Origin of the sequence: Clostridium sp. CM74B_53 (assembly GCF_036318045.1) — a bacterium.
GTDB lineage: Bacteria > Bacillota > Clostridia > Lachnospirales > Lachnospiraceae > Pilosibacter.
Map to the genome: position 1 here is coordinate 90599 of NZ_JAWQDE010000009.1, position 22982 is coordinate 113580.

The following is a 22982-nucleotide window of genomic DNA, read 5'->3' on the forward strand; positions in this document are numbered from 1 at the left end:
ACATTAAAACCCTAATGCCAAGCCAGAAAAAACCTTCATAATTTAGACTCAGCCGGGAACAAACAACATTCCCGGCTGATTTTTAAATGGATAAATTTACATTGCCTCGTGGCAGGTTCTTGCGATGACATCAAGCTGCTGCTCTCTTGTCAGGTCGATAAACTTAACCGCATAACCGGAAACGCGGATCGTGAAGTTTGCATACTCCGGTTTCTCCGGATGTTCCATCGCGTCTTTTAACTTATCAAGACCGAAGACATTCACGTTGAGGTGATGAGCGCCCTGGTCAAAGTATCCGTCGAGAACATGAACGAGGTTGTTCTTTCTCTCGTCCTCGGAGTGTCCGAGTGCACCAGGAGCGATCGTCTCGGTGTTGGAGATTCCGTCGAGTGCGTACTCATACGGAAGCTTTGCGACGGAGTTTAAGGAAGCGAGAAGACCATTCTGCTCCGCACCGTAGGACGGGGTAGCGCCCGGGGCAAACGGAGTGAACGCTGCACGTCCGTCCGGGAGAGCGCCTGTCGCCTTACCGTAAACCACGTTGGAAGTGATCGTAAGGATGGAAGTTGTCGCCTCGGAGTTCCGGTAGGTGTGGTACTTTTTCACTTTCTTTAAGAAAGTCTTTAACAGCCAAACTGCGATATCGTCGGCGCGGTCATCGTCGTTTCCGTAGCGCGGGAAGTCACCCTCTGTGATGAAGCTGGACGCCATGCCGTTCTCGTCGCGGACAACCTTGACCTTTGCGTACTTGATCGCGGAGAGGGAATCCACCACATGGGAGAAACCTGCGATACCGGTCGCGAAGGTGCGGCGCACGTCGGTGTCGATGAGAGCCATCTCGGCTGCCTCGTAGTAATATTTATCGTGCATGTACTGGATCAGGTTCAGGATATTCACATAGATTCCTGCAAGCCAGTCCATCATGAGATCATATTTGTGCATGACCTCGTCGTAGTCGAGATACTCGGAAGTGATCGGTGCATACTCCGGACCAACCTGCATCGGTTTGCCGTCTTTTGTCATGTACTTCTCGTCCTTACCGCCGTTGATCGCGTAGAGCAGGCACTTTGCAAGGTTTGCGCGGGCACCGAAGAACTGCATCTCCTTACCGGTCTGGGTAGCGGATACGCAGCAGCAGATGCTGTAGTCGTCGCCCCATACCGGACGCATCACGTCATCGTTCTCGTACTGGATGGAAGAAGTGTCAACGGAAATCTTCGCTGCGTACTTCTTGAAGTTTTCCGGAAGGCGGGAAGAGTAGAGCACGGTCAGGTTCGGCTCCGGGGACGGTCCCATGTTCTCTAAAGTATGGAGGAAACGGTAGTCGGTCTTTGTGACCATGTGGCGTCCGTCCTGTCCGAGACCTGCAACCTCGAGAGTCGCCCAAACCGGGTCACCGGAGAAGAGCTGGTTGTAGGACGGGATTCTCGCGAACTTCACCATACGGAATTTCATGGTCATATGGTCGATCAGTTCCTGTGCCTGGGACTCAGTGAGAGTTCCCTCTTCCAGATCACGGTTTACATAAATATCAATAAAGGTGGAGATACGTCCAACGCTCATCGCAGCGCCGTTCTGGGTCTTGACTGCTGCGAGGTAGCCGAAGTACAGCCACTGGATTGCCTCTTTTGCGTTTGTCGCCGGGCCGGAGATATCGTAGCCGTAGATCTTTGCCATCTCCTTCATGCCCTTTAACGCGCGGATCTGCTCTGCGATCTCTTCTCTCTGGCGGATGATCTCATCGTACATCGCACCGTTTCCGCAGAGATCCAGGTCTTTTTTCTTCTCCTCGATCAGGAAATCGATTCCGTAGAGAGCCACACGGCGGTAGTCGCCGACAATTCTTCCACGGCCGTAAGTGTCCGGAAGACCGGTCACGATATGGCAGTGGCGGGCAGCTTTCATCTCCGGAGTGTAGGCGTCAAAGACAGCCTGGTTGTGTGTCTTATGGTATTCGGTGAAGATTTTGTGGAATTTCTCGTTTACTTTATATCCGTAAGTCTCAGCGGCTTCCTCCGCCATCTTGATCCCGCCGTAAGGCATGAATGCACGCTTTAACGGCTTGTCCGTCTGGAGGCCGACGATGGTCTCAAGATCCTTTAAGCTCTCATCGATATAGCCCGGGCCGTAGGAAGTCAGGCTGGATACGACCTCAGTCTCGCACTCTAAAACGCCGCCTTTTTTGCGCTCCTCTTTCTGGAGTTCCTGAAGACGACCCCAGAGCTTATCGGTCGCCTCGGTCGGAGCGGCGAGGAAATCCTCGTTTCCGTCATACTGGGTATAGTTATTCTGGATGAATTCGCGGACATTGACCTCATCGGTCCATTTTGCACCTTGGAATCCTCTCCAGGCTTTTTTGAAAAGGTCAGCAGTACCGTTCGGGGTATTCTGTTCAGACATGATGGTTCCTCCTTATATGTTTCAATCTCATGTGCTGCGGAAATCCTGTGGTTGTCAGGGATTCCGGTTTCCCGGTCCGGGAAAAGCAGGTGATCATTCACCAGTACATTTTGTCGGATCGGATAAATTTTGAAATCTTCCGTTGTGAAGAAATGCTTTGCCATTATAACAGAGGGAAAAAAGAAAAACAATAGATTATATGAGAATGATTATCAGAATCATTTTCATAAGAAATTTTCTCATTACCTTGTATTTTTTAAAATACACGTGACTGTTCAGTACCTTCACATTTACAGGAACCTCCCCCGGAGCTTCCCTTCGGATACATGGCAGGTTACGAGCAAAAATCCATTCCAGATCGGCTTCGTCGATGGGATTTTTACCTTCAAGTCTGTGTTTTATAAGGCGGCGAGATCACTTTGGAAAATTTCGCTGTTACAGAATCACAGCGCGGTGCGAGAGACGTCGATAGACTGAAAAAGGGTAAAAAAATAACCCACAGTCTGCGCTATGATCGCCCAGACGGTCGGCTTTCTTCGATCATACTTCACGTGGTTCACCACTTATCCGTCAGTCATATGATCGGTATGACATATATATACCAGATGTTGTGGTGTGTGTCAAGTGGAAAAGAATGGTCGGACCAGATATGGGGAGAGAATGCTGGTCCTTTTTGGCAGATGTCAGCAAAAAAGCGTGAAGAGCGTCGCTCCATACCGGTTGACGGAATCATGCCCGGCGGGGTACAATAACCTTAATATGACTTTGGGGGAAACAGGGGGGAACGAGGATGTTAAAGGTACTGATCGCGGATGATGAGAGCAAGGTCTGCCAGTTGATCGAAAAGCTGGTGGACTGGGATGCTCTTGATATGGAGGTCGGAGCGGTCGCGGAGAACGGGATCGATGCGCTGGAAAAGATAAAGGAAGTTCATCCGGATATCGTGATCACGGACATCCGGATGCCGGGATATGATGGGCTGGACCTGATCCGGCTCGGAAAAGAGGAAGCTCCGAATGCGGAGTTTGTGATCATCAGCGGCTACCGCCATTTTGAGTATGCGCAGATGGCGATCCGGTACGGGGTGAATGCGTATCTCTTAAAGCCGATAAAAAAGGACGAGCTGACGGAGACATTAAAACGCCTCAGCACCCGTTTCCGGGCGCAGACGGAACAGCTGAGCCAGGAGGAGAAGACCAGACTGGCGATCAGGAGCGACGAGAAGAACCTGAGACAGGCCTTTTTACAGGATCTTGTGGGGAGAAGAAATAAGGAGACCCTGTCGCAGCCGCTTTTGGAGATCAACCGGGAATTTCACTATCGTTTTGAGCCGGGGGAATTCTGCATCGCCATCTTAAAACTGGATGGGCGTGTCTGCGATGAGGAGCAGAATGTCCAGTTTATGGCGGAGAAAGTCCAGTCTGCGGCGGAAAGATTTTTAAAAGACTATGTCATGGAGACAGAGAATACGGAGCTCAACGGATTCCATTTCTTTCTGCTGAACTATGACGCAGAGGACCGGATGCAGATCCGGAGACAGATGAAAGCCCTGCTCTCGGAGATCCGGGTCCAGGGGGATATTTTAAAGAACCTGTCGGTGACGCTGGCACTCGGCGAGGGTGTGGTGAGTCTCCCGGAGATCGGCAGTTCCTTAAAAAATGCCAGACTCCTCATCGAGGAGCGGCTGCTCGCAGGAACGGGAAAGCTGATGGAAGGAAAGATCGAAGGCGGGGAGTCCTTTGCGGACAGTGAGATCTTTGCAAAGTTTAATGACCGGATCGCCCACACGCTGGAGAGTCTGGATTCCTTTGCAGTGCGGGAAGAACTGATCTATCTGAAGACGAAAATGCTGGCGGAGAAGGAGATCAGCGGTCATGAGATCCTTCAGATGACGAAGGAGATCTGCAACCAGTACCTGTTTTTCATGAAAAAGTACCGCCTTCCGGTGGAAGAGAACTTTATGGAGAACTTCAGCGTCAGTGCCGACAACTGTGCAGATGCGGCGGAGCTTTTCGATTATCTGACGAGACGGATCACGACCTCCTACGAGAAGGCGGCGAGATTAAAGAGACAGGACGAAAACCGTCCGATCCGCGTGGTGAAAAAGTATGTGGAAGAACATTTTGGAGAGCCGCTGACGCTGGAAGAACTCAGTCGGGTTGTGGATCTCTCCCCGACGTACCTCAGCACGATCTTTAAGAAGGATACGGGGATGACGTTTCTGGAATACCTCTCGAAGGTTCGCATGGACATGGCAAAAAAGCTCTTAAAGGAGACAAATGACACGGTGGCCGATATATGCGGGAAGGTCGGCTACAGCGATGTGCGGTATTTCACGAAGACCTTTACAAAATATGCGGGCTTAAAGCCCAAGGAATACAGAAAGCTGTACTCATGATGGAGAAGAAACATACCGATGAGAAAAATTACCTGTCCGTTCGGATCAAATGGTGCGCACTTCTCGCAGCCGGGCTGGTCGGGGCATTCCTCGTGAGAATGTGGGTGGTGTGCATCCGGGAAATGCAGTCCCTGATGGTCCCGGCTGTATTTACGGCGCTTTCCGCTGCTCTGGCGGTGATCGTTTACCGGACGGTGCTGATCCCATACCGGGAGACTCGGAAGATCTATGAGCAGTTTGTCATGGGCTATGTCATGGAGGACCTTTTTAAGGTCCGCTATCCGTTTTCACCGGAGAGTGAGCAGGCAGTCCTGCGCCTGAACGAGATCATCGACCGGAACAACCTGATCGCGATCTCGAAGAAACAGGCGGAGTATCTGGCGCTTCAGAACCAGATCAATCCCCATTTCCTCTACAACACGCTGGAGGGGATCCGGAGTGAGGCGCTGATCGCGGGGCTGGACAGCATCGCGGAGATGACGGAGGCGCTGGCGACCTTCTTCCGCTACACGATCTCAAACCTGGAAAATCTCGTGACGCTGGAGGACGAACTTGCCAATATCGAGAATTATTACTATATTCAACAGTTCCGATTCGGTTCTAAACTGGACCTGAAGATCCAGTATGACCGGGATCCGGACGACGATTTCACGGAGATGGATTTTCTGCAGTGCAAACTTCCGAAGCTGACACTGCAGCCGATCGTGGAAAATTCCATCTACCACGGGATCGAGCGGAAGATCGGAAAAGGTCATCTTGTGATCCGGATCAGTGCGAGTGAGGAACGGCTCTACATCAGGATTTCCGATGATGGGCGCGGAATGACGGACGAAAAACTGAAGGAACTGAATGAAAAACTGCGCCGTCTTGATGTGGAGACAGATGTCCCGGAAAAAGAGGAGGAGAAGAAGCCGGCCCACGGCGGGATCGCGGTGGTGAACGTGAACAGGCGGATCAAGCTCCTCTTCGGCGAGGAGTACGGAATTCATGTCTACAGCAAAGAGGGGATCGGAACTGATGTCATAGTGGAGCTTCCGCTGGTGCGCGACGGGGATCGTCAGGGAGGATGGCGATGAGAAAAGAACTTCTTCGGATATCGCATGTTGATCTTGAACGGGACGGAGAGCTGCTCCTGGATGATCTGGAATTCCAGATGTTTGCCGGGGAGATCGTTGGCCTGGTGGCGCGGAACCGGAAAGGCCAGAAAGAGATGGTGGATCTGATCTGCCGGAACGATCCGATCAGTCTGGGATCCGTGTGGTATGACGGAAACGTTGTAAATAGCTACGCCTACAGCAGCGGGGCGTCCAATAAGGTGGCGCTCATCGAACAGAAGAGCCATCTCGTGCAGGGCTTAAGCGTTGTGGACAACCTTTTTATCCTGCGGGAAGGTTTCCGGAAATATTTTATCAATGAGCAGGTGATCTTCAGCCAGGCGGTCCGCTTTTTTGAGGAAAAAGGGCTGAAAGTGGACCTGGAAAAGAGAGTGGAGAACCTGACAGAGTTTGAGAGATGCTTTGTGGAGCTCGGAAAGGCGCTGCTTTCGGGCTGTCATCTCATTATCGTGGACAACCCGGCGAACTATCTGAGCCAGTATGAGCTCTTCGAGTTCCAGCAGATGTTAAAGAAGATCCGGAAAGAGGGGATCTCCGTGCTCTATGTGGGAAACCACCACCAAGAGCTCTTTAAGATCGCGGACCGGACCGCACTTTTTTCGGACGGTCACATCTACAAGGTCTTTGAGCGGGATGAGATGACGGACGAAAAGATGGCACCGTACATCTCAGAATGGAAGATCATGTCCACGGAGAATGATCAGGATGCCGAGGATGACGGGATCCTGCACTTTCACACCGTGGGAGTCGGAAATTTAAATGGTCTTCGCTTCATCCTGCACCGCGGTGAGTGTATGACGATCCTCGACAAGGAAAATAAGATCGCAGGGGACATGATGGATCTGATGACCGGAAAAAAGCGGTGCAGATCAGGATGGATCACGGTGGACCATGTGACCTACACACAGAAAAAAGCGGCGGATTATCTCGATGAGGGGATCGCCGTGATCCCGGCGGACGGGGTGAACCGGCTGCTGTTTCTGGATGAGAGCTACATGGAGAACCTGACATTTCTCCTGGACCGGAAACTCAGAAAAAGCCTGATCTCGCGGAAAATCTACAGGAGTATCCATTCAGAATATCTGCCGCTCGTGGGACCGGTGATCGATGCGCCCTGTGTGCGCGACATTCCGCAGGAAGACCAGTTTGCCCTGCTCTATCATAAGATGAATCTTCTGCGCCCGCGGATCATGGTCTGCATCCAGCCGCTCGCAAAGGGCGACATGTTTTGCCGGATGAGGATCTTAAATGTGCTGCGCCAGATCCAGAAACAGGGGACGGCGATACTCATGATCACCGCGAGTATCTCCGATACGCTTGATATCTCGGACCGCCTGCTCGTCGTGGAGCAGGGGAAGGTGGCGGCAGTATATGAGAAGAGTGAGTTTAAGAGAATTGTGAGGTAGGATTGGAGCTGCCCCGTCCTGTTGTATACATCAAAATATTGTCCCCCATAACCGTAGGATTGTCCTCTGTTATGGGGGACATTTTTCATGTAAGATGGAACTAACAGGGGAGGTCTATATGAACGAATACATAGGAATCGATATCGGCGGGACGAAAACAGCCATCGTTCGTGGAGACGAGAACGGAACAATCCTTGAAAAGAAGCGATTCGCAACGACAACGAAGGGAGAAACTCTGGAAATGATCTTTCAGAGCGTTGCGGATCTGAAAACAGATCAGACGAAAGCAATCGGCGTCAGCTGCGGCGGGCCGTTAAACAGCAGGACGGGCGTGATCCTGGGACCTCCGAATCTTCCGGGATGGGACGAAGTTCCGATCACGGATATGCTGACGGAGCGGTTCGGACTTCCGGCATATTTAAGAAATGATGCGGATGCCTGTGCCGTGGCGGAATGGCAGTTCGGAGCCGGAAAAGGCGCGGAGAACATGATCTTTCTTACCTTCGGAACCGGGATCGGCGCGGGGCTGATCTTAAACGGAAAGCTTTACGAAGGAACATGCGGGATGGCCGGGGAGATCGGTCATGTACGGCTTTTTGAGGATGGACACGTTGGCTACGGAAAGTCCGGCTCGTACGAAGGATATGTGAGCGGCGGCGGGATCGCCCAGTACGGAAAAGGAACCGCGGCGGAGCTAGGAAAAAGGGCGGAAGAAGGAGATCCGGAGGCGCAAAAGATCTGGGCGCAGACAGGAGAACATCTTGGAAGCATGCTGGCGATCCTGATCGACCTTTTAAATCCGGAGGTGATCGTCATCGGAAGTATTTTCGTCCGGGCGGAGAAGTATCTGAGATATTCCATGGAAGAAAAGATCCGGAAAGAGGCACTGAAATCTGGCGCAGAGATCTGCCGGATCGTTCCGGCGGGACTCGGGGAATCGATCGGAGATATCGCGGCACTCTGTGTTGCCATGCATCCGTAAAAAGATGTGCAGGACACATTTTCGCACACATAAAAAATGAACCGGGAGACCGGATCAAAATAGAACTGGAAAGCGGGGGAGAAGATGGGCGAAGTAATTGTTTCAATGAAAGACATCGTCAAGACATTCCCGGGTGTCAAAGCCCTGGATCATGTAAATTTCGAACTCCGGTCGGGAGAGGTCATGGCGCTTCTCGGGGAGAACGGAGCAGGAAAATCTACACTGATGAAGATCTTAAGCGGTGTTTATACAAAAGACAGCGGAACGATGACCATATTCGGAACGGAATATGACAATCTGACGCCGAAGCAGGCACAGGACGTCGGCGTTGCGATCATCCACCAGGAGTTAAACATGTGCCGCCACTTATCGGTCGCGGAAAACATGTTCCTCGGAAGAGAGAAGGTCAACGGGATCGTCTTAAATGACCGGGAGATGGAGGCAGAGGCGGCAAAGATCCTCGGCGATCTGAAGATCGACATCGACCCGAGACAGACCGTCGGCGATCTTCCGGTATCCAAACAGCAGATGGTCGAGATCGCGAAGGCACTTTCGATCCACGCGAAGATCCTGATCATGGATGAGCCGACTTCTTCCCTGACAGCGAAAGAGATCGAGGAGCTCTTCCGGATCATCCGCCAGTTAAAGGCAGACGGCTGCGGAATCGTCTATATCTCCCACCGCCTGGAGGAGCTGAAGGCTATCGTGGACCGGGTAACGATCATGCGTGACGGTCAGTATATCACAGACGGAAATTTCGCGGATATGACTATGGATCAGATCATCGCGAACATGGTCGGCCGTGAGATCAAAGAACAGTTCCCAAGAGTCTCCTGCCCGAAAGGAAAGAAGATCTTCGAGGTGAAAAACTTAAATGCCGGACATCTCGTCCGCGACATCAATTTCTCCCTCTATGAGGGCGAGATCGTCGGATTCGCGGGACTGATGGGAGCGGGACGTACCGAGACAACGAGAGCGATCTTCGGAGTTGACCCGAAGACCAGCGGGGAGATCTGGCTGGACGGAAAAGAAGTGAAAATCACCTGTCCGATGGACGCGATCAAAGCCGGGATCGTACTGGCGCCGGAGGACCGGAAAAAAGACGGTCTCTGCACGAAACTCAGCATCCGTCATAACCTGGCACTCCCGAACCTGGACCTCATCTGCAGCAAGCTCGGCGTGATCAGCAGTAAAAAGGAGGACGACCTCTGCGAGAAGGCGGTGAAGGACCTCCTGATCAAGACCCCGACGGTGGAGGTCAACGCGGGCAATCTTTCCGGAGGAAACCAGCAGAAAGTGGTTGTTGGAAAGTGGCTGGCGAGAAATTCCAGAGTCGTGATCTTCGATGAGCCGACACGAGGCATCGATGTAGGAGCGAAGGTCGAGATCTACAACCTGATGAACCAGTTAAAGAAGCAGGGCATTGCCGTTATGTTCGTCTCCTCAGAGATGCCGGAAGTCCTGGGGATCGCGGACCGCGTCATCGTCATGTGCGACGGAAAGATCACCGGCGAAGTCATGGCGAAGGAGACAAGCCAGAATGAGGTTCTGAAGTTCGCTACCGAATTTGAGAAGAAACAACAGGTTAGCTGAGGGAGGACAGGGGAATGAATGAAAAGAAGCACAGTACAGTAAAGCGGATCCTGGGGACACGCGGAATGGGCGCGGTCATCACGGCATTCGCGGGACTGATCATCATCTATGTAGCATTCGGTCTCATCGACCGTAAAGTATTTGCCGGACAGAACGTCATGAACCTTCTGCGTTCCATGTCAAAGTACCTTCTGATCGGCGTCGGACAGAGCTATCTTCTGATCACCGGAAACATCGATCTCTCGATCGGTTCCATGGTCGGAATGAGCGCCATGATCTCGGCAACCCTGATGGCGATGGGCGTCAATCCGTTTGTTGCGATGGCGGTTGCGATGGCGTGCTGCCTGGTTACCGGAGTGATCAACGGAATGTTAGTCGGAAAGTTCAAGCTTCCGCCGTTCATCGCGACACTCGGAACCATGTTCGTGACACGAGGCGTTGCCTACATGGTCAACAACAACCGAAACACGGACGCGATCGCGACCGGTATCGGAAAAGAGGCTGGCGATAAGTTCCAGAACTTCTTCTACTATGGAAAGACACTCGGTGTTTACAACACCTTCTGGATCGCGCTTGTGATCTTTCTGATCTTCTTCTTCCTGCTTTCCAAGACCCGCACAGGAAGACATATCTACGCGATCGGTTCCAACGTGGACGCTGCGAAATTATCCGGTGTCAATGTTGTAAATACAACAATTAAAGCGTACCTGGTCAGCGCTGTCTGCGCATGTGTCGTTGGTTACATCCTCTGTGCACAGGCCGGTATGGGCAACATGGAAGCAGGAAACATGTACGAGATGTACGGCGTTGCAGCCGGCGTTATCGGCGGCATCTCCCCGCTCGGCGGAACAGGACTTCTGCTCGGAACCTTTGCCGGTGCGGCTGTATGGCAGACACTGGAGAATGGTCTGAACATGATCGGTGCACAGGTCGGCATCCAGAGACTTGTCATCGGTATCATCGTTGTATTCTCTGTACTTCTTGATGTTGTCGTTCGTTCCGGAAACTTCGGAAAGAAAGCATCCAAATAAGACAGAAAAAAACTGTTTTGTGTCTGCGGCATTTTGCAGCAACAGTCGGTCCGAGGTCCTGCATGAGAATAAGCAGGACGCTGGTCCGGAAGTATCGTTACATGGATATCTAACTCCCATGGTATACGGGAGTTACATATAAGAAATCTTAAGGAGGATTTTTATGAAAAAGAGATTGTTCGCACTGTTAAGCTGTGCAGCCCTTGCGGCAGCCAGCATCACCGGCTGTTCCAGCCAGAAACCGGCAGAATCCGCAGCAGCCAGCGCGGAAGCCACAGAGACTACAGGAGCTCCGTCCAAGGAAGTCGGCGACTGGAAGATCGCGCTGATCACGATGGACTCCATCGACCAGCACTGGGTAACCTTAAATGAGGGCGCTCAGGAAGCTGCAAAGGAACTTGGAGTAACCGTAAGTTTCATGTCCCCGAACACAAAGGACGATGCACAGCAGATCGAGTGCGTGAACAACGCAGTTGCAGGCGGTTACCAGGCGATCATCGTAGCGGCAAACGGTCCGGATGCGATCTCTTCCGCCCTGAAGGAAGCGAAGGACGCAGGTGTTAAGATCGTTTATGTTGACTCTCCGGCAAACGTGGAGGCAGAGGCAACCTTCTCTACCGATAACGAGGCAGCTGGTGAGACAGCCGGTAAAGAGATGCTCAAAGCTCTTGAAGAGTCCGGCATCACATCCGGTAAGATCGGTATCGTAAATGTAAACGCAGCAACAGACTCCACAGTCAAGAGAGAAGCCGGATTCCGTAAGGCATTCGAAGGAAAAGGCTTTGAGCTCATGGAGACCCAGTACGGCGAAGGCGATGCAGCGAAGTCCCAGACGATCGCTGAGAACTACATCACACAGGGCGTTGTCGGCATCTTCGGCTGTAACGAAGGTTCCACGACCGGTACCGGTAATGCGATCAAGGCATCCGGCAAGACTGATATCATCGGAGTCGGTTTCGATAAATCCGATGCGATCATGAACCTCATCAACGATGGATATCTCCTCTGCACAATGGCTCAGAACCCGGATCTCATGGGTAAAGACGGTGTTGATGCAGCAGTCAGAGCTCTTCAGGGTGAGACACTCGGCGGCTTAACAACAGACACAGGCGTTTCTGTCATTAAAGCAGACAATGCGGAAGATGCAGCAGGCACAACAGATGTGACAGCAACAAAAGACTGGAAAATCGCACTGATCACAATGGACTCCATCGACCAGCACTGGGTAACCTTAAATGAGGGCGCTCAGGCAGAGGCAAAGGCACTCGGCGTTACCGTAAGCTTCATGTCCCCGAACACAAAGGACGATGCACAGCAGATCGAGTGCGTGAACAACGCAGTTGCAGGCGGCTATGAGGCGATCATCGTAGCGGCAAACGGCCCGGACGCGATCTCTTCCGCATTAAAGGAAGCCGCTTCCACAGGCGTGAAGATCGTGTATGTTGACTCTCCGGCAAACGTAGAGGCAGAGGCAACCTTCTCCACAGACAACGAGGCAGCTGGTAAGACAGCAGGCGATGAGATGATCAAGGCTCTCGAGGCAGCAGGCATCACATCCGGTAAGATCGGTATCGTAAACGTAAACGCAGCAACAGACTCCACCGTTAAGAGAGAAGCAGGCTTCCGCTCTGCATTCGAAGGAAAGGGCTATGAGCTTATGGAAACTCAGTACGGCGAAGGTGATGCAGCGAAGTCCCAGACCATCGCTGAAAACTACATCACACAGGGCGTTGTCGGCATCTTCGGCTGCAACGAAGGTTCCACGACTGGTACCGGTAATGCGATCAAGGCATCCGGAAAGACAGATATCGTAGGCGTTGGCTTCGATAAATCCGATGCGATCATGAACCTCATCAATGACGGATATCTCCTCTGCACAATGGCTCAGAACCCTGATATTATGGGTAAAGAGGGCGTAAAGGCAGCTGTCAGAGCGTTAGAGGGCGAAGAGCTCGGCGGCGCTGTCAGCGATACAGGCGTATCTGTTCTGAAGAAGAATTAAGATCAGTGGTAACTGTGAAGGTACTGAACAGTTACGATCAGTGAAAATAAACTGTAACTAACTGAAAAAATGAATTAAAATAATGGCAGTTGGAAAGAAAACGGCTGCTGGACATGCAGGATCAGGGAACGCCGGGCCGAAAGGATCGGCGTTCCCTGCATATCAAGGACAGGAGGAATTTTTCATGAAACGCAGTGAGATCAACGCAGCTTTAAAAGAAATGGAACAGATGATTAGGGAGTATCGCTTCGCGATCCCGCCATTCTGCAATTTCACACCGGAAGAGTGGAAGGAAAAAGGCCATGATTACGATGAGATCCGCGACAACATGTTAGGATGGGATATCACGGACTACGGTCTCGGGGACTTCGATAAGGTCGGATTTTCCCTGATCACGATCCGCAACGGCAACCTGAAGATGAAGGACAAATACACAAAGACATATGCGGAAAAACTCCTGTACATCAAAGAGGGACAGTACTCCCCGATGCACTTCCACTGGTCAAAGATGGAGGACATCATCAACCGCGGTGGCGGAAATGTCCTGATCCGTGTATATAATTCGACAAAGGATGAGGACCTTGACAAGGTGAACGATGTCCATGTCCATGTGGATGGCAGAGAGATGGTCGTTCCGGCCGGCACCCAGGTGCGCCTGACTCCTGGCGAGAGCATCTCCATCTACCCGTACATGTACCATGATTTCGAGGTGGAAGAGGGCAGCGGCCCGGTTCTCTTAGGCGAGGTCAGCCAGTGCAACGATGACAACGTGGACAACCGCTTCTACGAGAAAATGGGAAGATTCCCGAAGATCGAGGAGGATGAGGCGCCGTACCGCCTGCTCTGCAACGAGTATCCGGAGGCAAAATAGATGGCGGATCAGAGAACACTGATGGCGGTCTGCGGGAACATGGAGCAGATCGCCGGAGTCCGCCGGATCGAATTTCAGGACGGGCGGGCGTCGGGACTCCGCTGTGCGCTTGTGGAAAACGGACCGGTGGAGATGTCGTTAATGATAGATAAATGCCTGGATCCGGCGTGGATCCGGTATAAGGGGATCAATTTAAGTCTTCTCACAAAACCGGGACTTCAGGGGCGGAATCCCTACGATACGGCGGGGGATGAGGCGGTGCGCTCGATCATGGGCGGTGCGATGTTTACCTGCGGTCTCGGGAACGTCCACGGAAACCGCGTGGTGGACGGTGTGGAATATCCGACGCATGGGAGAATGCGGACGACTCCGGCCGAGAAGGTGTCCATGGACGCATTCTGGGAGAACGGAACGTATAAGATCCGGGTGTCCGGGGAGATGCGGGAGGCGCGGATCTTCGGAGAAAATCTCGTGCTGAGGAGAACAGTGGAGACGGTTTACGGAAAGCGGGAGATCGTGTTCACGGACGAGATCGAGAACCAGGGATTTGAGGAGCAGCCACTCTGTTTTCTCTATCACTGCAATGCCGGATATCCGTTTCTTGTGCCGGGGCTGCGGATCGTGATGCCGTCGATCATGACCGGACCGCGCGACGCGGCTGCAGAGGCAGGAAAAAGCCGCTGGAACGTCATGGATGAGCCGGAACCGGGAGCTCCGGAGCAGGTATTCCAGCATGAGCTGGCGGCAGATCAGAACGGAAATACGTTCGCGGCTTTCGTGAACGAGGAGCTTCAGATCGGGCTCTGCATCCGGTTTGAAAAGTCAGCGATCCCCTACCTGACCCAGTGGAAGAGCACGGCGGCCGGGGATTTTGCAATGGCGCTGGAGCCGACAAACTGCGGATTTGACGGACGGGCCGGAAAGACGCAGATCTTAAAACCATTTGAAAAACATGAGAACCGGATCCGGTTCCAGATCCTGGACGGAAAAGACGAGATAAAACGACTGGAAGATGAGTGCAGGGAGGTATTGAAATGTACGATGTGATCGCTCTTGGTGAGCTTCTGATCGATTTTGCGGCGAAGGAGACGGATGCGGACGGATATCCGACGATGAAGGCGAATCCGGGCGGAGCGCCGGGAAATTTCCTTGCGGCATTGAATAAATATGGGGCGAAGACGGCATTTCTCGGAAAAGTCGGGGATGATGCGTTCGGAAAGCTCCTCTTAAAGACATTTGAAAAAGCTGGGATCGAGACGAAGGGAATCGTGACAGATCCGTCGGTGTTTACGACGCTGGCGTTTGTGACCTTCTCTCCGGAGGGAGACCGGTCCTTCAGCTTTGCGAGAAAGCCGGGAGCGGATACGCGACTGAGCTTTGAGGAGATCGACCTGAACATGATCGATGAGTCGTCGGTCTTTCATTTCGGAACCTTAAGTCTCACGGATGATCCGGTGCGCAAGGCAACGAAAAAATGCGTGGAATATGCGAAGGAACACGGAAAACTTATTACCTTCGATCCGAACCTCCGTCTTCCGCTCTGGGAGACGCCGGATGCGGCAAAGGAGCAGATCTTATGGGGACTCGCCCATGCCGATGTGGTGAAGATCAGTGATGAGGAAGTGGAGTTCTTATGGGGCATCACGGATGAGAAAGAGGCGGCGAAGAAGCTACTTGATGAGTTCGGGATCCGTCTCGCGATGGTCACGATGGGACCGAAAGGGGCATACCTGGCGAACCAGGATGGCGCGGCGTACGCAAAGTGCCCGGAGGTAAAACCGATCGATACGACAGGAGCCGGGGATATCTTTGGAGGAAGTGCGGTTTCAAGACTCTTAAAGACCGGGAAAGCGCCGGAAAAACTGACGGAAGAAGAACTTGCCTTTATCGGTCAGTTCGCCTGCACGGCGGCGAGTCTTTCAACAACGCAGTCGGGCGGGATCCCGAGTATTCCGGAGGAAGAGACGGTTCTTGCCCGGATGTAAAGAAAGACAAATTCGGCTTTTTATGGAAATTCTGCTGTACACATCTTCGGAATCCCGATATAATTCAAATGTCAGGGCAGCAGGTCCAGGCGGGCAGGCTGCAATGACGATATCATGAAGATCGATTATCTGGAGGGTGTTATGACAGACACAAAGGACAAGAAGAGAGAAAAACTTGGAATTCTCTGCTGCACGGCGGGGGCGACGAGCTGGGGACTTTCGGGAACCTGCAGTGAGGCGCTGTTTTCCCAGTACCCGGTAGATACGACGTGGGTGACGGCGGTGAGAATGACATCAGCGGGGATCATATTGCTGTTTCTTGCGTTTGCGAAGCACAGTCTGAATCTGAAAGAACTTGGAAAAGACAAAAAAGGGCTTATAGAGATCGTTCTGTTTGCCATTGCGGGTCTGGCGCTCTGCCAGTACGCGTACCTCAGCGCCATCAAATGGACGAATTCCGGAACCGCGACGGTGATCCAGAATCTGTCCATCGTATTTATCGCAGTCTATGTCTGCATGACTACAAGGACAGCACCGGATAAACGGACCGTATTCTGCATTTTTCTGGCGCTGTTTGGTGTGTGGCTTCTTGCCACCGGCGGAAAGCCCGGAAATATGGAACTCACACCGAGGGGCCTCTTCTGGGGACTCATGGCCGGAATCGGCGCGGCAAGCTATTCCCTGCTTTCCAGAGCACCGGTAAAACACCGCGGAAGTATCCCTGTGTCCGGAATGGGAATGTTCATCGGCGGGCTCGCCCTGTCCCTGCTCGCCCAGAGCTGGAAGATCCCGGCAGGCCTGGACGGACGGGCGATCCTCTATATGGCGGTGATCGTCCTGCTTGGGACTGTCGGTGCGTTTACGCTGTTTCTTCAGGGGATCGCTCTGGTAGGACCCGTAAAAGCGGCACTCCTGTCCTGTCTGGAACCATTGACCGCAGCAACCTTGTCTGTCGTCTGGCTGCATTCCAGCTTTTCTCCGACGGATCTTATCGGGTTTGCGTGTATTCTGGCAACGGTGGTGCTGATGAGGTAGAGAGAAATTACGGGTCTTTTTCCGACTTTACATGTATTCCTGTTATCGCGGACGTTGAGGATCAGGACAGCAGGCAGCCGGAATGTTTTACATGTTTTTACCGTATGTCCTACCTTTATTTTGCCAGATTTTTACTTTACAATTCCTATAAAAAAATGGTATACTGCTGTGGGCGGAAAAAGATATCTGCACGCAGCAGTTTCTTTTTTCGCGGAAAATGATAAAAATCAGAAATCTAACGGAGGTGAATTGCATGGATAGTTGCGATAGTACAGGGCGAAGTACGAAATGCGGTGTGGCATACAGAGAGACGCAGGATGCGGCTATCGGTGCAGTGACAGAAAATCTCCGGTAGCTGGATTCCATATTGAGATGTCTCGAGAACACCGCAAGGGAACGGCCTGTCCATCACAGCGATGTATGGTTGGATCCCGCCAGGAATTATCCTGGGCGGTGTTCTTTTTGTTGCCGAAATTAGGCAATTCGATCAGGAGGCGCGAAGATACGCACAGTCCTGATGATAAAAAGTAACTGGACGGATAAAGGACAGTTACAACGGAAAAGGAGGCAGAAATGGAAACAGAAGTTTTAAAAGAACAACATTATGTGGAAGAACTGGTCGAGATCATCCGCAGCGGACTTCCGAAGGAGGAGCTGATCGACCGGTTATCCGATTATCATGATAACGATATTGCGGATGCCCTCACGAAGCTGACACCGGATGAAAGGCGGGAACTCTATCCGCTGATCGGTGTGGAGCGGGTCGCGGAGATCTTCGCGTACTTAGACGACGCGGAGCCGTACCTGAAGGAGCTTCCGATCGAGAGCGCCGCAAAGATCGTCTCCGAGATGGACTCCGACGATGCGGTGGATGTCCTGGAAGAGATGGATGCGACGACGAAGCATAAGATCGTTGGCATGCTGGATAAGGAAGCCAGCGAGGATGTAAGACTCCTGTTCTCATACGATGAGGATGAGATCGGTAGCCGCATGACTACCAACTTTATTATGATCCACAATAACCTGACGATCCGTCAGGCGATGCGGGAACTGATCGAGCAGGCAGGGGAAAACGACAATATCTCCACAATCTATGTGATCGATGACGAGGATAAATTTTACGGTGCGATCGATCTGAAGGACCTGATCATCGCAAGAGAGTATACGGACCTTGAGGACCTGATCAGCCACTCGTATCCGTATGTCAAGGATCATGAAAAGGTTGCGGACTGTATCGAGCAGATCAAGGATTACGCCGAGGATTCCATCCCGGTACTGCAGGAAGACGGAACGATTGCCGGTATCATCACATCCCAGGATATCGTTGAGGCCGTGGATGATGAGATGGGCGAAGATTACGCGAAATTAGCCGGTTTGACTGCGGAGGAGGATCTGAACGAGAAGCTGGCGGAGAGCGTGAAAAAGAGACTTCCGTGGCTTGTCATTCTGTTATTCCTGGGCATGGTAGTATCTTCCGTTGTGGGCGCTTTTGAGTCTGTCGTTGCCGTGATCCCGATCGTCATGTGTTTCCAGTCCCTGATCCTCGACATGGCAGGAAACGTCGGAACACAGTCTCTGGCTGTTACGATCCGTGTGCTTATGGATGAGGAACTGACTGCAAAGCAGAAGCTTATGCTTGTTGTGAAAGAGATGAAGATCGGCTTCGTGAACGGACTGTTTCTTGGAGTTATGGCGTGGCTTTTCCTCGGAATCTATATCTGCGTGATCAAGGGATATCCGATCCACCATGCGCTGCTTGTCTCCGGCTGTGTCGGAATCGCACTTGTGACAGCGATGGTGATCTCCAGTATGGTCGGCACACTGATCCCGATGTTCTTTAAGAAGATCAACGTAGACCCGGCGGTTGCGTCCGGCCCGCTGATCACGACGGTGAACGACCTTGTCGCAATTGTGGTTTATTATGGACTGGCGATGTTATTCCTGGTCGATCTGCTGCACGTGACGGGCTGATATCAGATGGAATAAAAATGTGAATAAATATAGAAAAAATGGGCGATCCTAAGGATATCAGGATGGTCCATTTTTTATGCAGCAGGAAATTTCGAGGAATTCTCTGTTACATAAAAAGACACACTCTTTTTTATTCTGGGAATTGCCGATAAATTTATGGTAACGACAACTTTTTTCAATTGAATGTTTTGGCATACGATCCTCTTGAACTGAAAATGATGCTATGATAAAATCATGATGGTTAGAAAAAACTAACTGAAATACTGACTGGCATTTCCTAAACATGTGCTGGTGGTTGATTTCGCAGGTGGACAGATCAATAGATCACGTCGTTTTTCCTGCCTGATCCGGGTGGGAGAGTAATTGGCGTTGATACTCGAAAGGAGCTTATGATGATGAATTATCTGGAAATTGAGAAAGTCATTGGAAGAGAGATCTTAGATTCCCGTGGAAATCCCACGGTTGAGGCAGAAGTATATCTGGCAGACGGAACCATCGGGAGAGGAACCGCGCCGAGTGGTGCATCTACCGGCGAGTTCGAGGCGCTGGAATTAAGAGACGGAGATCAGGCACGTTATGGCGGAAAAGGTGTGACAAAGGCTGTTGAAAATATCAATACAATTATTAATGAGACCCTGACAGGCCTGGACGCGTCCGATATTTATGCAGTTGACCGCGCGATGATCAAGGCTGACGGAACAAAGGACAAGTCAAAACTTGGAGCAAATGCGATCCTTGCGGTATCCATCGCCTGCGCGCGTGCCGCAGCCATCTCCTTGGATATTCCGTTATACAGGTTCCTCGGTGGCATAGGTGGAAACCGTCTTCCGGTTCCGATGATGAACATTATCAACGGCGGCTGCCATGCACTTTCCTCCGGTCTTGATGTTCAGGAATTTATGATCATGCCGGTCGGAGCTCCGTCCTTCAAGGAGTGCTTAAGATGGTGCGCAGAAGTGTTCCATGCACTGGCTGCGATCTTAAAAGAACGCGGACTTGCAACCTCCGTTGGAGATGAGGGTGGCTTTGCTCCGGCATTGAAGTCTGATGAGGAAGCGATCGAGACGATCCTCGAGGCAGTAAAGAAAGCCGGATATGAGCCGGGCCGTGACTTCAGGATCGCTATGGACGCGGCGTCCTCTGAGTGGAAGACAGGAAAAACCGGCGAGTACAAGCTCCCCAAGGCAGGAACTGTCTATACTTCCGAGCAGCTCATCGAGCACTGGAAAAAGCTTGTTGAGAAATATCCGATCATTTCCATCGAGGATGCCCTTGATGAGGAAGACTGGGAAGGATGGAAAAAGCTGACCGCAGAGCTTGGAACGAAGGTACAGCTAGTCGGTGATGACCTTTTTGTAACAAACACAGAGAGACTTTCCAAAGGGATCAAGCTCGGCTGCGCAAACTCCATCCTGATCAAGTTAAATCAGATCGGTTCCGTATCTGAGACATTGGAGGCGATCAAGATGGCGCACCGTGCCGGCTACACAGCAATCTCATCCCATCGTTCCGGTGAGACCGCAGATACGACTATTGCAGACCTCGCCGTAGCCCTCAACACCTGCCAGATCAAGACGGGTGCCCCGTCCAGATCCGAGCGTGTCGCGAAGTATAACCAGCTTCTCAGAATCGAGGAAGAACTCGGAGAGAATGGGGTATATCCGGGAATGGATGCGTTTCATGTAAACTAAGACAGATTTATAATATAAAATAGATATTCTCCAACTAAAACTTAAGGTATGATTGCACGAAGAGATCCCCGACGGCTGATGAGGCTATTGGGGGTCTTTTTATGGTCTGATCCATTGTATTATTGAAAGAATAAACGCTCTGCGAGGGTGCGCGGTGATTCGGACAAGAACATGTCAGCTTCGCTGACCAGAATCACGCGGCAAGTCTCTAATGGTCCGATAGGGCTATTGGAGACTTTTATGATATCCGCTGCTGCAAAAAAGACACAATTCTTCTAAAAATTAACACAATATTTTCACAGGCTTTTCACAAAAGTTTCCTAATCTATAAAATAGACAGTGACGATGTGTTATAAATGGAAAGGAAACGGAGAGAAACGGTTATGATGAAGGTTGGAAGGCGGATCGGGTTATTTTTGGCAGCGGCGCTTATACTTTCCGGATGCAGCAACAGTGCGGCAGAAATCGGGAGCAGCGCGGCGCAGACGGAAGCAGAGACAAGTCAGGCGGAGACGGAGCGTGCCGGGGAGACGGCGGTGACATCGCTGCCGCAGATCGACTCCACGAAATGGCAGTATAATTCTGATGATAAGATATACTGGCAGACAGGAATCTCCTACTGTGAGAATCCGGCAGATGAAAATTATGAGACACTTGGAATCTTTATTCCGGCGGCATACATGAACGCGAAGGACAACGGGGACGGAACATTCACCTGTGAGATTAATAACCAGGCGGCTGTCCAAGGATATACGGCGGACTCTGCGCCCATCGTGATTCCGGTCAATACGCCTGGATATTCCGCAATGGAAGCGCCGACAGACTATGTGACAGATTCCGTATCTTACACGAGCGCCGGATTTATCTATGTGGCAGCAGGCTGCCGCGGACGCGACGCAGGCGCACCGGCGGGAGTGACGGATCTGAAGGCTGCAATCCGGTATATCCGGTATAATGACGGCGTGATCCCGGGAGATGTAGACCGGGTATTTTCCTTCGGCATGAGTGGTGGAGGAGGCCAGAGCGCACTTCTGGGAGCAACCGGTGACAGCGAAGATTACGAGCCATATCTGACAGCCATCGGCGCGGTCTCCGGCGTCAGTGATGCGGTGACCGGCTCCATGTGCTGGTGTCCGATCACGGAACTCGATTACGCGGACGAGGCGTATGAGTGGAATCTTGGAAACACGCGAACAGACCTTACAGAACAGGAACAGACATTGTCAAATGGAATGGCAGAGGCATTTGCAACGTATATCAATGAGCTGGGACTGAAGGATGCTTCCGGAAATGAGCTGACTTTGACAGAGTCTGAGGATGGAGTCTACCAGTCCGGCACTTACTATGAATATCTGAAAGGGGTTGTGGAGACGTCTCTGAACAACTTTCTGAAAGATACCACATTCCCGTACACGGTGGAGACGAAGAAAGGACCTCGTGACGGTGGAATAGATCAGGGCGGACAGAAGCCGGATGGAACCCCTGGACAGGGCGATCCTGGCGCAAATAAAGGTGACAATAAAACCACAGATGATTCGGTGAAAGCTGCCCCGGAGAACGATGGAAATGCCCCGGCAGATAAACCGTCGGAGAAACCGGATGATAAAGCAGCACCGCAGGGTGACAAGGCACCGAACGGTGATGCAGCTCCAGACGCGGGAAATGGAGCTCCTGACTTTTACGCCATGGACGGTGTTGACCGGAATCTCGCTACCGGAGGCGTGACACTTTCCGGCACCTATGAGACAGCACAGGATTACATCGATGCTTTGAACGCGGATGGAACATGGGTCAATTATGACAGTGCGGCCAATACGGCAACGATCACCAGCATCGCGGATTTCACAAACGCATGCAAACGCGCTTCCAAGGGAATCGGTGCATTCGATGCTTTAGATGAGAGTCAGGCAGAAAATACATTATTTGGATATGGTGACGGTACAACTTCCCACTTTGATGCCACACTGGCAGAACTCTTAAAGGACGACGAGACCTACGGCGCGGCGTTCGCGGAGGCAATGGAGAAGACAGATTCTGAGGGAAAGACGGTGACTGAGAGGGGAAACATGTACAATCCGCTTTATTACCTCTCGGGTTATTATGATGGTTATCAGAAATCTACGGTTGCCGATCACTGGCGTATCCGCACCGGAATCGCCCAGAGCGACATTTCTCTCACAACAGAAGTAAATCTGGCGCTGGCGTTGAAAAATTATGGCGCGGATGTGGATTTTGCGACGATCTGGGGCGAAGGTCATACGATGGCAGAGAGCACCGGGGACTTTACGACGAACTTTATTGAGTGGGTCAATAAGTGCCTGAAATAAAGAACTGATGATAGAAAATAAGGATATAGACGAGCTAAGGAAAAGCAGATGGAAATCAGCTTTTTAACGGCGAGTTTATATCTTTATTTTTTGTGCAGGGCTCGGAGAAGAAAAAACAACAAAAACATCAAAAAATGTTGACGTAAGTACAACTACGTGATAATATATGGAATAT

15 protein-coding genes and 1 riboswitch are annotated in these 22982 nt (G+C 51.6%); of the genes, 14 read left to right on the forward strand and 1 reads right to left on the reverse strand.

Annotation, left to right across the window (positions count from 1 at the left end; genetic code table 11):
• Positions 1–96: 96 nt before the first annotated feature.
• Positions 97–2400, reverse strand: a complete 2304-nt coding sequence (gene pflB, locus V2546_RS09445; protein WP_329752159.1) for a formate C-acetyltransferase — start codon at positions 2398–2400, stop codon at positions 97–99.
• Positions 2401–2909: 509 nt separating this feature from the next.
• Positions 2910–2988, reverse strand: a riboswitch (ZMP/ZTP riboswitch).
• A gap of 202 nt (positions 2989–3190) precedes the next feature.
• Here pflB and V2546_RS09450 point away from each other — a divergent pair.
• The 14 genes from V2546_RS09450 to V2546_RS09520 all read left to right on the forward strand — a co-directional run bounded on the left by V2546_RS09450 (position 3191) and on the right by V2546_RS09520 (position 22807).
• Complete coding sequence (locus V2546_RS09450; protein ID WP_329752160.1) at positions 3191–4798, forward strand: response regulator; 1608 nt, start codon at positions 3191–3193, stop codon at positions 4796–4798.
• On the forward strand, positions 4795–5874 hold the full coding sequence (locus V2546_RS09455) for a histidine kinase (protein WP_329752161.1): 1080 nt from the start codon (positions 4795–4797) through the stop codon (positions 5872–5874). Before V2546_RS09450 ends, V2546_RS09455 begins: the two co-directional genes overlap by 4 nt.
• Entirely contained in the window at positions 5871–7319 is a 1449-nt protein-coding gene (locus V2546_RS09460) for an ATP-binding cassette domain-containing protein (protein ID WP_329752162.1), read from the forward strand. Before V2546_RS09455 ends, V2546_RS09460 begins: the two co-directional genes overlap by 4 nt.
• Before the next feature lie 118 nt (positions 7320–7437).
• Positions 7438–8301, forward strand: coding sequence for an ROK family protein (locus V2546_RS09465; RefSeq protein WP_329752163.1), 864 nt, complete (start codon positions 7438–7440; stop codon positions 8299–8301).
• 84 nt (positions 8302–8385) lie between these two features.
• Entirely contained in the window at positions 8386–9894 is a 1509-nt protein-coding gene (locus tag V2546_RS09470) for a sugar ABC transporter ATP-binding protein (RefSeq protein ID WP_329752164.1), read from the forward strand.
• 14 nt (positions 9895–9908) lie between these two features.
• Positions 9909–10925, forward strand: coding sequence for an ABC transporter permease (locus tag V2546_RS09475; protein WP_142411936.1), 1017 nt, complete (start codon positions 9909–9911; stop codon positions 10923–10925).
• 163 nt (positions 10926–11088) lie between these two features.
• Positions 11089–12927 (forward strand): substrate-binding domain-containing protein, encoded by a 1839-nt coding sequence (locus V2546_RS15715; RefSeq protein ID WP_142411935.1) that lies wholly within the window; start codon positions 11089–11091, stop codon positions 12925–12927.
• Between the two features lie 184 nt (positions 12928–13111).
• A complete protein-coding gene (locus V2546_RS09490; RefSeq protein ID WP_118530200.1) occupies positions 13112–13798 on the forward strand; it encodes a D-lyxose/D-mannose family sugar isomerase in 687 nt (228 codons plus the stop codon).
• Entirely contained in the window at positions 13799–14845 is a 1047-nt protein-coding gene (locus V2546_RS09495) for an aldose 1-epimerase family protein (protein WP_329752165.1), read from the forward strand. It begins immediately after the preceding gene.
• A complete protein-coding gene (locus tag V2546_RS09500; protein ID WP_329752166.1) occupies positions 14833–15783 on the forward strand; it encodes a carbohydrate kinase in 951 nt (316 codons plus the stop codon). Before V2546_RS09495 ends, V2546_RS09500 begins: the two co-directional genes overlap by 13 nt.
• Before the next feature lie 141 nt (positions 15784–15924).
• Positions 15925–16818, forward strand: a complete 894-nt coding sequence (locus V2546_RS09505) for an EamA family transporter (RefSeq protein WP_329752167.1) — start codon at positions 15925–15927, stop codon at positions 16816–16818.
• Positions 16819–17391: 573 nt separating this feature from the next.
• The gene (gene mgtE, locus V2546_RS09510; RefSeq protein ID WP_117515315.1) at positions 17392–18789 is read left to right on the forward strand and encodes a magnesium transporter; all 1398 of its coding nucleotides are present in this window, start codon (positions 17392–17394) and stop codon (positions 18787–18789) included.
• Between the two features lie 395 nt (positions 18790–19184).
• Positions 19185–20480 (forward strand): phosphopyruvate hydratase, encoded by a 1296-nt coding sequence (eno, locus tag V2546_RS09515; RefSeq protein WP_117552670.1) that lies wholly within the window; start codon positions 19185–19187, stop codon positions 20478–20480.
• A 383-nt stretch (positions 20481–20863) separates the two neighbouring features.
• Complete coding sequence (locus V2546_RS09520) at positions 20864–22807, forward strand: subtype A tannase (RefSeq protein ID WP_329752170.1); 1944 nt, start codon at positions 20864–20866, stop codon at positions 22805–22807.
• Positions 22808–22982: the final 175 nt, after the last annotated feature.